At 46.3% G+C, this 13290-nt stretch carries 13 protein-coding genes; 1 reads left to right on the top strand and 12 read right to left on the bottom strand.

The features are described 5' to 3' along the window. Nucleotides 1-59: 59 nt before the first annotated feature. The 3 genes from rpsR to rpsF are packed head-to-tail and all read right to left on the bottom strand — an operon-like array spanning nucleotide 60 to nucleotide 1158. Nucleotides 60-326 carry a 30S ribosomal protein S18 gene (rpsR, locus tag ACESZP_RS07800; RefSeq protein WP_158365090.1) on the bottom strand — a complete coding sequence of 89 codons (267 nt, stop codon included), beginning with the start codon at nucleotides 324-326 and terminating at the stop codon, nucleotides 60-62. Nucleotides 327-369: 43 nt separating this feature from the next. Next, entirely contained in the window at nucleotides 370-831 is a 462-nt protein-coding gene (locus ACESZP_RS07795) for a single-stranded DNA-binding protein (protein WP_499708647.1), read from the bottom strand. 39 nt (nucleotides 832-870) lie between these two features. After that, on the bottom strand, nucleotides 871-1158 hold the full coding sequence (rpsF, locus tag ACESZP_RS07790; protein ID WP_158365092.1) for a 30S ribosomal protein S6: 288 nt from the start codon (nucleotides 1156-1158) through the stop codon (nucleotides 871-873). Between the two features lie 307 nt (nucleotides 1159-1465). On the opposite strand from rpsF, the gene ACESZP_RS07785 reads away from it, so the two are divergent. After that, nucleotides 1466-1732 carry a hypothetical protein gene (locus tag ACESZP_RS07785; RefSeq protein ID WP_499708645.1) on the top strand — a complete coding sequence of 89 codons (267 nt, stop codon included), beginning with the start codon at nucleotides 1466-1468 and terminating at the stop codon, nucleotides 1730-1732. A 352-nt stretch (nucleotides 1733-2084) separates the two neighbouring features. Here ACESZP_RS07785 and ACESZP_RS07780 read toward each other — a convergent pair whose 3' ends face one another. The 9 genes from ACESZP_RS07780 to ACESZP_RS07740 all read right to left on the bottom strand — a co-directional run bounded on the left by ACESZP_RS07780 (nucleotide 2085) and on the right by ACESZP_RS07740 (nucleotide 13278). After that, a complete protein-coding gene (locus ACESZP_RS07780) occupies nucleotides 2085-2204 on the bottom strand; it encodes a hypothetical protein (protein WP_499708643.1) in 120 nt (39 codons plus the stop codon). Nucleotides 2205-2272: 68 nt separating this feature from the next. Further along, a complete protein-coding gene (locus tag ACESZP_RS07775; RefSeq protein ID WP_499708641.1) occupies nucleotides 2273-4213 on the bottom strand; it encodes a BglG family transcription antiterminator in 1941 nt (646 codons plus the stop codon). A 4-nt stretch (nucleotides 4214-4217) separates the two neighbouring features. After that, nucleotides 4218-4583 carry a PTS sugar transporter subunit IIA domain-containing protein gene (locus ACESZP_RS07770; protein WP_178038386.1) on the bottom strand — a complete coding sequence of 122 codons (366 nt, stop codon included), beginning with the start codon at nucleotides 4581-4583 and terminating at the stop codon, nucleotides 4218-4220. Between the two features lie 3 nt (nucleotides 4584-4586). Then, the gene (locus ACESZP_RS07765; protein WP_178038387.1) at nucleotides 4587-5693 is read right to left on the bottom strand and encodes an SIS domain-containing protein; all 1107 of its coding nucleotides are present in this window, start codon (nucleotides 5691-5693) and stop codon (nucleotides 4587-4589) included. A 27-nt stretch (nucleotides 5694-5720) separates the two neighbouring features. Further along, nucleotides 5721-7352 (bottom strand): PTS system mannose/fructose/sorbose family transporter subunit IID, encoded by a 1632-nt coding sequence (locus ACESZP_RS07760; RefSeq protein ID WP_178038388.1) that lies wholly within the window; start codon nucleotides 7350-7352, stop codon nucleotides 5721-5723. Nucleotides 7353-7363: 11 nt separating this feature from the next. Continuing rightward, nucleotides 7364-7843 (bottom strand): PTS sugar transporter subunit IIB, encoded by a 480-nt coding sequence (locus tag ACESZP_RS07755; RefSeq protein WP_178038389.1) that lies wholly within the window; start codon nucleotides 7841-7843, stop codon nucleotides 7364-7366. A gap of 265 nt (nucleotides 7844-8108) precedes the next feature. Continuing rightward, on the bottom strand, nucleotides 8109-9224 hold the full coding sequence (locus ACESZP_RS07750; protein ID WP_499708638.1) for an aminopeptidase: 1116 nt from the start codon (nucleotides 9222-9224) through the stop codon (nucleotides 8109-8111). A gap of 257 nt (nucleotides 9225-9481) precedes the next feature. Then, on the bottom strand, nucleotides 9482-12025 hold the full coding sequence (locus tag ACESZP_RS07745; protein WP_499708636.1) for a hypothetical protein: 2544 nt from the start codon (nucleotides 12023-12025) through the stop codon (nucleotides 9482-9484). Continuing rightward, nucleotides 12022-13278, bottom strand: coding sequence for a methyltransferase (locus ACESZP_RS07740; RefSeq protein WP_178039500.1), 1257 nt, complete (start codon nucleotides 13276-13278; stop codon nucleotides 12022-12024). The genes ACESZP_RS07745 and ACESZP_RS07740 overlap by 4 nt, the downstream gene beginning before the upstream one ends. Nucleotides 13279-13290 lie beyond the last annotated feature (12 nt).

Raw genomic sequence — 13290 nt, 5'->3', positions numbered from 1 at the left:
TCTTTCATAACAAAACCCCGCAGCCAATTTGACTGCGGGGTCTGATTCCCGTAAACGGATTAGTCCATTACGTACGGCATCAGGGAAATGTGACGTGCTCTCTTGATAGCTACAGTCAGAGCTCTCTGGTGCTTTGCACAGTTTCCTGTGATTCTTCTGGGAAGGATTTTTCCTCTCTCAGATACGTATCTCTTTAATTTCGCTACATCCTTGTAGTTAATCTCGTTATTCTCTTTGCCGCAGAATACGCAGACTTTCTTTCTTCTACGTCCCATGCCTCTACGTCTCATGGGAGCGTCGCCTCTATCGGATTTTGTGTAAGCCATGGCTTTTACCTCCTATTATACTCTTATCTCTGTTCCACGATTGTTAGTTAAACGGTAATTCTTCGTCGATGCCATCCGGGATGTTCATGAATCCATCTCCCGCTGCTGCGGAAGGAGCCGGTGCAGACTGGAACGGATTGGAATGATTCTGGGGCTGGAAGCCGCCTGCGTGCTCGCCTGCTGCCGCCTTGCTCTCCGCGAATTCCTGTTCCTCTACAACCACGTCTGTGGTGTAGACCTTCTGTCCGTCACGATTCGTGTAGCTGCCGGTCTGGATACGTCCGGTAATCGCAATTTTCGTGCCCTGACGCAGATATTTCTCAGCAAACTCAGCCTGACGTCCGAATGCTACACAGCCGATAAAATCAGCGGTTGCGTCTCCGTCTCTCCTGAATCTTCTGTCTACTGCCAGTGTATATCTCGCAAATGCGCTCGCATTCTCACCCTGTGAGTAGCGAACATCCGGGTCACGGGTTAAACGTCCCATTAAAATTACTTTATTCATACCAACAATCCTCCACTTTTTCGGTTAAAAACCTTGTCTCTATGCGTCTTTGCGAACACACAGATAGCGGATGACATTCTCCATGATACGAACGTGCTTCTCCACCTCTGCCGGGCAGGTTGCGTCAGCGTCAAACTGGATGAAGTAGTAGTACGCTTCTCTCATGTGCTGGATATCGTAAGCAAGACGCTTCTTGCCCCAATCTTCCACCTCTGTCACTACACCGCCGTAACGAGCGATATACTCTTTCGCTTTCTCTACGGTAGCGGTTCTGACGTCATCCTCTGCCTTTGCATTCACAACTAATGCTAATTCATACTTGTTCATGCTTTTCCTCCTTTTGGTCTCTGGCTTCCTCACTATGGGGGAAACAAGGAATTTTAATAATATATCACGAGGTAATACTATAACATAGATTTTCGCTGAAAGCAAGGACTTTTTCGGAGTTTCTGTGAGTTTTTTTCGGATTTTTCAGCATGTTTTTAATATGCGGGCATTTGTCTTTTCTATCCATTCTTTCTTTACAAATGGGAAGGCTGCCTTTATACTCTAAGTGTTGTTTTATCGTTTTGTCATGTGTTTTGTTATGTGTTTTCTTTATTATAGAAATGTTTTTAAAAATAGGAGAATTTTTATGCGGATCTGGGCAAGGGAATTTAAGAGTAATCATATGTTAATGGATACGGTGGTTGAGGATTTTTCGGATGAGACGCGGACCCATAAAATCTTTAACGCACTGGATGAGATCTGTCACCAGTTTGATCTGAGTAAGCCCATTTGGCTGGAGTCTTGTATTGCGGATTTTAAGCGGACGGCGAAGGTACGGTTTTATCAGGATAGTTTTATTGATCAGATTGAGTTTGATTATCTGGAGGTGCAGGTGATCGAGGAGGATTATTAGAATAGATTAGAACGGACGCCACGGGAAGAAAAAAGGGTTCCCCCTGCGGCGGCAACGCAAATTTTCCGGCATTTTGCACACCCGGCTTATTCGCACCCGATCGGCAAACTCGGCCCTAAAGGGCCTAGAACAGTGCCTCCTTCGGCTGCTGCCAGGGCGTACAAAACGCTCGGAAAATTCACGAACGCCGCCGCAGGGGGGAACCCATTCCCTTTCCCGGGCTGTTTTTCTAAAATCTTCTAAGCTTCTAAGCTCTCCTTCAGCTCTCGCTCCATCTCCCTGCAGGCAATGTCCAGATCTGGATCCAGACTGAAAAGGCCAGCGTTGCCGACAATCAGGATGTATCTGTGTATTACCGAAAATTCTTGAGCGGACCCGGTGCAAATGTCATATTTTTACAGAAATGGCCATCCATAATATCCACGTGGTAGAGTTTCACATAGTGATCCATGATCTCAAACTGTTCTTTCATTTTCCCAGATTCATACACATCAGTGATGGTGCAAATATTGCCATTGTTTTCTCCTGTTTTTATATTCCTTATCCATCCTCAAAAGCAGGTAACTGACTGTTATCAATCAGATCAATCCTGTCATAAACCCAATTCATGTGCAGCATCTTATAAATTAGACTAAATTTCGGATTTTCCTTTACTTTTTTAACATTTTCCACGTTACTTATAAGGTAATTCAAATGACGGTACACATTGCTCCTGTATACAAAATCCTCATTAGAAAAATTAATAAAAATAATCACAGAGACCCGCTCGGTTCTCCATTTCATCGGTTGTTTCAGAAATGTAAAATGAATAAATGGTCGCACAAAAGAATCACTACCCCGCACCAGACAAATTCCATTTTCTATTTCTTGTCCATATGTCTCTATGCTTTTATAAAGTTTCCCTGCTTCTTCCAAGTCCAATGTACAGCTATCGCATAAATGATTAAAAAGTTTTTCATAGTATATGGAACGTTCTTTCACACCATCCAATTCCAATACCCAGTTTTCATCAATAATCTCATCAATATTAAAACTACCCTGCGGTATTTCTGTAATTGCCTGGTATATATTCATTATATTCGAAAATATATTTTGCCCTACACGTACCTGTCTTACATAAGATGCTGCCTCCTCAACCATTATGGTGCTTACCACAATTTCATTTCCTGTAAATTTCATTTGTTTTATCTGGGAGCGCGAACAAACATCAACACTGTCAACCAATCCCCCAAACGCTGTTTTGACGTGGTTAACAAAAAATGCATTTTCTATCCACGTTCCATCATTTACAAGCAATATTTTCTTTTTGGAAGCATAGTCTTCCATCCCTATAGAAAACAGTAACGCAAGCGCTCCTATCTCCTGTTCATTTAAATTACTTTCCGGCAACGCTTTTACCGCTTCATTTACAACATCTACCGCTATGGCCTGGTGACAAAATATATTCTTCAATGTCGGCACATCTTCATAAAGCTTTAGCTTTTCTCTCCAGAACATTCCCGTCAGATGACCCGCCAACATTTCCAGCATTCTTCCCCAATTTTTGAACTTTATCTGAAATTTGTCGTTGATTTTATTCATCATTTGTAAAGCTATATCATACATCTCTTTTGATATTTCATATGCCTCGTATTTTTTCTTACAGCAGATGATGCCCGCCAATAGTTTAACCCGATGTTTTCCCTTTTCTTCAAACACATCATCCGATATCTTACAAATTTTGTCAGCAAATCTGTATTCTGTTCCTAACGTTATTTCTATCTCCGGCTCTTCACTCGTTTCATCATTTATAAAATCAAGGCTTAGATAATCCGTCAAAAAAACTATCGCATTATCTGTTAACTTAATTTGATGTCTCTCCGCTTCTTCTGAAATATTATTTTTCAGTTCGGTTTTCTTTCTCTGCAGTTCCCGCAAGTCCATATGTAACTTTTGCGCTATACTCTCTTCATTTAAAAAAAGACATATGCAATTTCTTTTGGCCACCTCTGTGCCAAGAATATAATATCCTTTATAAGGTGCTGCGCACAATTTTATCCCAAATTTACCCAGCTGCGTCTCCAAGTATCTCACGTCCTGCCGGATAGTATTTGCACTGATAAACAATTCTTCCGACAGTTTTTCCAATGTAATCCGCTTTTCACCAAATAAAAGTCGCTTCAAAATAGCTTGTCTTCTCTTTTTCGCTGTATCATATGGAACAGCCATCATTTGTTTTCGTTCTTTTTGAATAATACTTTTCAAAAATGTATAGTTTTTATGATTTTCTACCTTCAGCCGATAACCCAGGCCACTTTTAGACTCAAGACAGACATTGAATTTCTTCAATGTCTGTCTCAATTCTTTCATGTCCATTTTTACTGTTCTGCCAGAATATTTTATACGTCTAGATAACTCCATTGAGCTAATATAGTCCGTCTGTTCTAACAGAATTTCCAGGTAATCCAACTGTCTGTTTGTTAAGAAGAATTCCTGTTTCATTTTCTCAGTCCATTTTTACATGTACAATCTGTTCTTTTGCTTTTTCTACCAGCGTGTCCAAATCTTTTTCCGTTGCATTTCCCATCACCGCTTCCAAAATCAACGGCAGATTAATTCCGGCAACCACATGTATCCTTTCATTCTCTTGAATCAATTCCAGCGCTTCCCGGCACACGCTGCCGCCAAATACATCTGCAAAAATAATAATTTCTTCCTCTGGAAATTTCTCTATTAATTTATAAAGATTTTCTGGAAATTCTTCCTCACAGTACGCGCAGATTGCATAAAGTTCCTTATATTGTGTAAGCATTTCAACCGTATCTTGAAATCCAGATGCAAGTTTTCCATGCGAAGCTACTATATATTTCACATCTCACTCCTCTATTCTTGTTCCTAATTCTTTTCCCGCCGTGTCATAATGCGCAACAATTGTACTTAAGCCAAGGCTTTCTGCTATCATATAAGACATAACCTGAAATGGAATATGGTTCTCTATTGCGGAAAGATACGGATAGCAAACCTGTTTCCAGGAGATGGCTTTCTCATCCCGTAATTCGCAATTAGAATCACATAAAACAAAACAACCTTCGCTTCGTTCACGACACCATTTTACCAGACGACTCATTCTTTCCATTTCCTGCGGAATCGACGGTGTATAAATAAAAAATTGAACACTTTCATTTGTCACTATCTGGTTTTTTCCATGCATGTATTCCTCGCACTCATATCCTACACACATCTTCAACGAAGTTTCCAATATTTTCAAAGAGCCTTCCAGTGCTGTACCATAATTTTCCCCATATCCAATTACAACCGCATTGGGCTCTTTTAAAAGATATTTTTTATTTGTTTCATACCATTTTAGTGTAGCATCTACTGCGCGCAAGCAAGCCTGGGGGAGCTCAGAAAATTTTTCGCAATATTCTTCATAAACCTGCTCCGTCATTTTTCCAGTTTCATGTGCAGCCTCTATTACCGCCAGCATCAGAGTTGTCACAGACGTAATATGCCCTTTTGTTTCCGGGAAGCTTTCTTCTTCTCCGGAATCTTTTTTTATTACAATATCGCAAATCTCAGCCAGTTTTCCCTCTTCGCGAAGTGTAATACACATGCTCGGAATTCCCAATTCTTTTGCTCGCAGAGCAGCATAATAGGGACCGCTGGTTCTTCCGGATTGCGCCGGGCATATCAAGAACATTTCTTCTTTTTTATATACGCCATTCACATTATATGCCCCATGATAATTGAAAAGGGTAGGCGTTTCTGTCGACACTTCTATTTGCAGCAATTGTTCTATCATGGGTTTTAAAATGACGCTCACATGATACGGTGAACCATGTCCGCTAAAATAAATCCTTTTTACCGGATACTTTTTCAAGTGCTCTACAAAGGGTTTTACAATCTGCTTTCTGTTTTTTAAAAGCCTGTCAATAATTTCTGTCTGTTCTCTGATGTAATCCATCATAATGTCATTCTTCATAATCGTTTCCTCTGTACCCGATTTCCTTTATACTAAAATTCCAAAAGCTCCACAAAGAAGTCCTATTGCCACCAAGCAAATAATAACAATTGCCGCCTTTACATTTTTCTTACGCATAAGCCATGCAATAATCAGTGTCAATGCCAGCGCCGGTAATTTCAGAAGAATATCATCAAATATACTCTGTAATGACACTACAGACTCTCCGATTGTCATCTGTAAACCAAATGTCATGTTGATATATCCTGCCGTCATTGCGCCTACCACTGTCAGTCCTAAAACATATGCCGCTTCCGTAAGTCGCTGAAACAGTCCGTCCTGTCCGAGAATATTCATAAAATTCTCTCCAAGTTTATATCCAAGGGTCACTCCAAACCAATGAGTCAGAATATTCGGGACATTATAAAGTATAACAAATACAATGGGACCAAGAACATTTCCTTCCATGCACAGCGTTGCTCCAACAGAAGCTGATACTACACGAAAACATCCCCAGAAAAATGTATCTCCTATTGCCGACATCGGACCCATCAGAGCTGATTTAACTGCACTGATTGCCGGCCCAAGATTTTTCTCTTTACTGTTTGCGTTCTTCTCTTCCATGGCCAGAACCACACCCACAGGGAAACTGACTACCTGAGAAGTGCAGTTAAAAAACTCCGTATGTCTTTTACATGCTTCACAATAAGCATCCTTGTCATCCTGATAAAGCTTTTTCAGCACTTTTGTCAGAGAAAATTCAAATCCGAGCGCCTGCTGTCTCTCTGCGTTGTAAGAAGCCTCATGACAAAATGTTCTCCAGAACACAGAAATTATATCTTTCTTATTAATCTTTTTTGCCGGATCGATTTCCCCTACTATCTGTTCCTCTACTTCCATTATTCCATTGTCATCATCATCACCGAATAAATCATCCTCTTCTTGCACTGATTCTTTCCCCTCAGACAGGAAAAAATAAATAACTGCAGCCGCTCCTGCAATAACTGTAATAGCCATTACCGGCATTTCCAGATATACTGCTAAAATAAATCCTATAAACATAAACGCCACAAACCGTTTATCCCACATGATATTTAACAGCATAGCAAAACCCAATGCCGGTAACAATCCACTCACTACATTCAGACCGTTCATGATTCCTTCCGGGCAACTGTCTACTAATCTGGAAACCGCATCAGTACCTATCGCAATTGTAATAAATACGACTGAACTGGTAATAAACGCTTTCACAAAACCTGCACCCAAATGAATTGCATTTATTTTTCCAACCTCACCTTTTTCTGCATACTCGTCACATTTATGCATCAGGAAACTAATTGCAACCTCGATTGCCGTTGCAAGGTACGCACAAAGCATACCTGCCGGAATTGAAATTGCCAATGCTACAGAAGCATCTGAATTACTCAAAATAGCAAACGCCGTTCCGATAATTGCGCCCGCTGTAACATCTGACGGCATAGATAAGCCCAGATACATAACACCCATCCATGTCAGTTCCAACGTTCCCGCCATAACCAAACCCATCTGTAAATCTCCAAGCACAAGGCCTGTCAATGTCGCTGTAACCAGCGGACGATTCAACATGGAATCTCCAAAAAATTTGTTACTGCAATACCCAAAATACGCTACCAAGCTCAACAGCAAAGCTTCTACTATCATAATTTTTCTCCCTAGTTAATATATTTTGTAATATCTACTGCCTTTTCCCCCGGAACTGTATAGCATTCCACTTTCGCCCCCAGTTCGATCATCTCTTTAAAATTCTCAACATCTTTGTCATCAACCGCCAGATATTTAGTCAGTAACCGTTTCCCCGGCAAAGTTTTCATTAAAGCCGCATTTACATTCCGAAGCCCCGGAACCCGTCTCACAAGCTCCAATGCATCTTTTGTGTTTTCCACAATCAACTCAATCACAAATTTCGAAGCCTTTGGACCGTTCAAAAAGGCCACTGCCTTATCCATAGACACGATTTCTGTTCTTACGGTTTTCGGAGCTGCCATTTTAATTGCACTAACCTGCACCTTGTTTCCCGCAACTGCATCTCCTACAACCAAAATCATTGTTGCATTTGTCGCCTGTTGCCACAAAACGCCCGTTTGCCAATGCAATAAACGGTAATCAATTCGGAATAATTTAACATTTTCCATCTTTCTTCCCCCTTTTCATTCGTTAATTTGTTTATTTCTTATTGTCTATATTTTATCTTTTTGTTACTTTTAACAAAATAACTAGTTTTGCACCATGGTTCGTGCAATTTGCGATATGCATTTTAATAAAAGCTGTGGTATCTCCATCCAGATCTACCCACAGCTTTCATTTTACTCTGATCTTGCTTATTACGATTTACAAATTCTCTTCCAGTCCCGCTCTCCCTCTTCAATGCGACTAAGGTAGGTCTTCAACTTTTTTACCTTATATCAGCTTCTCCGGATTCAGGCACTCAAGCTCCGGCACGACAAAACGGCCGTCCTTCCGGATCAGGCGGTCATCGAACCAGATCTCGCCGCCCCCAAATTCTTCCCGCTGAATCAGCACCAGATCCCAGTGAATGGCGCTGACGTTGCCGTTGGGCGCTTCGTCGTAGCAGTTGCCTGGAGTCAGGTGAATGGAACCCATGATTTTCTCATCAAACAAGATATCTTTCATGGGCTGAAGGATATAGGGATTCACGCCGATGGCAAATTCACCCACGTAGCGGGCGCCTTCGTCGGTATCCAGAATTTCATTCAGGCGCTCGGTGTTGTTCGCGGTAGCGTTCACGATTTTGCCGTTCCGGAACTCCAGGCGGATGTTCTCGAAGGTGGTGCCCTGGCAGATGGACGGGGTGTTGTAGGTGATGACGCCGTTAATGGAATCGCGCACCGGAGCGGTGTAAACCTCGCCGTCCGGGATGTTCATCTGTCCGTCGCAGGCGATGGCCGGAATGTCCTTGATAGAGAAGGTCAGGTCGGTATCCTTCGCCGTCAGACGCACCTTGTCGGTGCGGTTCATCAGCTCTACCAACGGCTTCATGGCCTCACTCATCTTCGAATAGTCCAGGTTGCAGACATCGAAATAGAAGTCCTCGAAGGCTTCGGTGCTGGTGCCGGAGAGCTGGGCCATGGAATCGTTCGGATAGCGCAGAACCACCCACCGTGTCTTCGGCACCCGGATATTGTGATGAACCGGCGTGGCATACAGAGTCTCATAAAGATGCATTTTCTCCGAAGGGACATCGGAATACTCTGACACATTGTCGCCGCCGCGCACACCGATGTAGCAGTCCATCTTCGACATTTCTGCCGCGTCGATTTCAGCCATCAGGCGAAGCTGTTCTTCCGTGCAGCCCAGCAGCATTTCCCGCTGTACCTTCGGGTTCGTGTAGTGGGGGAAGGGCTGTCCGCCTGCTGCGTACACTTCTTTGATAATCTGCCGCGCCAGATCTTCGGTGGATGGGCCGGTGTAGTGGACATATACCTTATCGCCCGGTTTTACCTTGCAGGAATAATGTACCAGATTTTTTGCTAAGGTTCGGATTCTCTTATCCATAATCATTTTCCTCCTGATATCATAAAGTTTCAAAAGTCTTGTATTCGCAACGAGTAAAATACGCTTCGCGAATTTTACTCGTTATCGCGGCATCTACGTTCCACTTCGGTCAGTGCTGAACAAGCGCCACTGGCGCTTAGCACCGTCAAGGTCTCGTGCAAGCACGGACTTTGACTCGTTGCTCGCGTAAAACGGGAGCCCGCTTTCTGCGCACTCCCGTCTGTCTCGCTTTTACTGTCCACTCTACGCAGCAATTTTTAGTTTTCTGTCTCCGGCAGACACACCAGGAACAAATTACCCAAATCGGCGAACTGCTGGGTACTGTCATTCATGCCGCGCTTGCTGCTTTCACCGGTCAGCGGGTCGGTGACGATGATATTCTGCGGGTCATAGCCGGTAATCAGCTCTGCATTGCTTCCGCCCTCCAACGCCAGTACCGGATAGCCCCGGCTCACATAGCAGAGTACCATGCTCACGGAGCAGCCGGACAGATCGAGCACCCGGTCTCCGGTCTGTTCCGTCAGAATCTCATAGGGCGTATAGCCCTGGGCCAGGTATGCGCCCACGTCGCTGTAGGTCTTCTGGGCGCCCAGCAGAATCTCCAGCGCCGCCTGCAGTGCGGATTCGCCGTCCTTCTGCTGCGGATTGCTCATGGTTCCCAGATCGGTCCGGGTCTTCCGGCCGCCCCGGGTCCACAGGACATTTTGCTGCCGGTCCACGACAACGCCCATATTTTCATTGGCGGTCCGCACAGCCTCATTGGCTCCTGTAAATGCGCCTCCGAAGGTGCCGTCAAAATTGTATACATAGTAACGCAGGTCGGTTGTCTCATTTCCCAGGGCAATGGTTCTGCTGCCCTCGTAGACCACCTGCTTCGGCATCAGGATGCGAAGCTTTCCGCTGCCTCTGGTGCCTGACAGCGCGAAATAGTATTCCTGCTTCTTGGGCTCGCCGGACTTCGTCTCTAAGGATATCTTTTCCACAATCTCCGTGGTTTTATTCGTGATGGGCTCCGGATCCGCCTCCACGTAGCTGCCGTCCGCGCTCCGCTGCACACAGTTCAGGGAAATGCGGTTGCTCTCGATGGAAATGTCGGTCACATATTTGCCCTGGGATTCGTAGTCGAATTCCCGGACCAGCTCGCCCTGCTCATTTTCAATGACGATGCGGCCCATGGGGAACAGCTCATTGCCGGTCAGCCCCTTCTGTACGTCGCTCTGACGGGCCTCTCCATAGATAAAATCAGTTCCCATGAAGCCCAGCGCCCGGATATAATAGCCATCATCCGCCTGTACCTCCCGGCTCTTGCCGGTGTCCAGATTCAGCACGGCCACGTTCCGGGAGGCATACAGGGAATTCTCCTTATGCCAGGCCGCCAGATGGCCGTCCTCAGAAACCATGCCGCTGCCTGAGGCGATGCCGTCCGCCACAGTCTCATACTCCATGGTGTTCAAATCGATGCGATTCACTGCACCATCCAGGAAAATGTAGAACTGACCGTCGTCATTCACATAGGCCATTTCCCCGAGCTTGGACTGAAGCACTGCGAAGGACTCCCGGCTCTCGATAAAGACCCGCTCCTCCACGGAATTGGTCAGCGCGTCATAGGTGTACAGGGCCACGCCGGTCTCGCCCTCGTGGGTGCCCCGGTTCATATAGCCGTACACCAGGAAATCCATGCTGCCGGATTCATCCACCTTCAGGATGCGAATGGCGTGCTCGTCATAGGAGCCCCGGAGGTCATCGCCCTCCCGGAAGCCGAAAACCAGGGACAGCTTGTTCTGGGCCACATCGTAGCACCATAGTTCACCGTTCTGGACGAAGCCAACGATATTTTCCTCGTCATTTTTCCGGTATTCCACCGCCGTATCCAGGATGCCCAGCTCCACGCCCTTTTTCGTGAAAATGTCCAGGGCGGGGTCAAAAACGCGGTCCACCTTCCGGTCGTAATTCAGCAGATACATGCGCTGTGAGGTATAGCGCACCCGATAGGATTCGGTCACCTCGTAGGTTTCGGTCTCCTCCGCGTCGTTGACATAGGTCAACGGATATTCCAGACGCACGGACGTCACCGAGTTGTCTGCCTCAGTCACATAGGTGCGGACGTCTGTTGTGTCCGGCTCCTGCACATCCATGTCGCCCCAGATGAGCTGCTTATATTTGGAATGAATCGACACATGGGCCAGGGATTTATTGCTGATGCTGTCGTCGGATTCCAGATACTGGGCGATGCTGACGGTATTATTTTTGTCGAAAAGGGCGCTGTGAATCTCGTCCACAAAAGCCAGGCATTCGTCCAGATGGTTGTCATTCAGTTTTTTCACATGTGTGTAATAATAGGCCTCCTGCTCCTTCTCAAGACCCAGGCGGATGACCAGAAGGTATTCCCCGCCGTCGTCCAGCAAATCCTTCAGCTTCAGATCCACGGTCAGCATCCGACCCTCGCGGCTGTAATCCGTCAGCTCGCCGTCCTCGATCAGGCGGGTGGTGTCAACACTTCGCACCTCGTAATAGATGTTCTGCACCTTCGCGTCCGGATACTCCACCCGGAAGCTGACGGTCCGATCACTCGGCAGCGGATAAACCGCATCGCGGATGGTGGCGGCGTCCATGCTTTTCGTGTAGCCATGGAGCAGGTTCAGGTCCCGGCCCTGGCGTTCCATGTAGATCAGCGGCAGGGTGGCTTCGGCCATCTCCGCAGTAGAATCTGTATTACCCGTCATCAGGAAATAACTCATACCGGCCACGCCCAGAAGGAAAGCCGCTGCAATGGTCGCAATTCTTATGACTAGCTTTTTCACCGGCTCTCTCCTTTCGCGTTTTCGGTATTTTTTCGTCTGGAACGATAGCTTTCCGCCGGGGATGTTCCTGCGCTCAGAAGCTTCTCCAGAGTAAGGTTTGCGCGCAGAGCTTCCGTGCAGGCCTCAAAGGCTACCGCAGACGCCTCCTCCGCCTTCTTTCCATTCTTCCGCTTCACCGCGCGGATCAGGATGTTCTTCGGCGTATGCTCCATGTCGATAAATTCCAGAATCTGGGTGTCGTAGCCCTGCTGCTCCAGAAGCTCGGCCCTGAGGCCGTCGGTAATCAGGGCGGACATACGCTCTTTCAGGAGGCCATACTTCAGCACCGGGGCCAGGATCTCATTTTCTATCTGCTTATTCAGTTCATGCTGACAGCAGGGGACGGAAAGGATGACGCTGGCGCCCCACCTGACCGCCTTGTACAGGGCGTAATCGGTGGCCGTATCGCAGGCATGCAGCGTCACGACCATGTCCACCCGGGAGCAGCCCTCGTATCCGGTGATGTCTCCCTGGAGAAATGTTAGTTTATCGTAACCATATTTACGGCTGAGCTCACTGCATTTACGGATGACATCTTCCTTCAGATCCAGACCGATGATCCGCACGTCCAGCCCCTGACATTCCCGCAGATAATAATAAATGGCGAAAGTCAGGTAGGATTTACCGCAGCCGAAATCGAGAATCGTCAGTTCCCGGTCTTTCGGCAATGCCGGGAGGATGTCTTCGACAAATTCTAGGAAGCGGTTAATCTGGCGGAATTTATCGTAACGGGCGTGGACGATCTTACCCTCGGGGGTCATGACGCCCAGGTCTACCAGAAAGGGCACCGGACGGCCCTCCTCCAGCAGGTATCTCTTCTTTTTATTATGGGCAAGCGCGGTCCGTTTTACTCCTGCGTCCTGCAGGGCTTCCGGCGCGGCTTTTCCGGCGGTTCCCCGCTTTTCCCTGACCGTGATTTTACCCTTCTTGCTCACCAGGGCTGTCACCTGGCCTGCGGCGGCCTGCAGCTGAAGCTGACAGAAGACATCCGTCATCAGTTCAGCGATTCGGTCTACCGCCTCCACCGGGGGCAGATTTTCGTGAAAGGCCTTGGGCCCGCGGAATGTCTCGAACTGGAATTTCAATTCGTTCCGCAGCAGCACCGGACGGACCCGGGTCTTCAGCTCTTCCCGCCCCTTTCTGGGGGCGCTTAAGGTGATGAGTTCCAGATTTTCATTTAAATATTTTTCCAATAATGCTTTTAATTCTTCCATATGTTATACTTA

It is taken from the genome of Candidatus Dorea massiliensis AP6, assembly GCF_964245105.1.
Lineage (GTDB): Bacteria > Bacillota > Clostridia > Lachnospirales > Lachnospiraceae > Laedolimicola > Laedolimicola intestinihominis.
The sequence above is the reverse complement of the archived record's forward strand: the minus strand, read 5'-3'. Positions and strand labels throughout refer to the sequence as shown.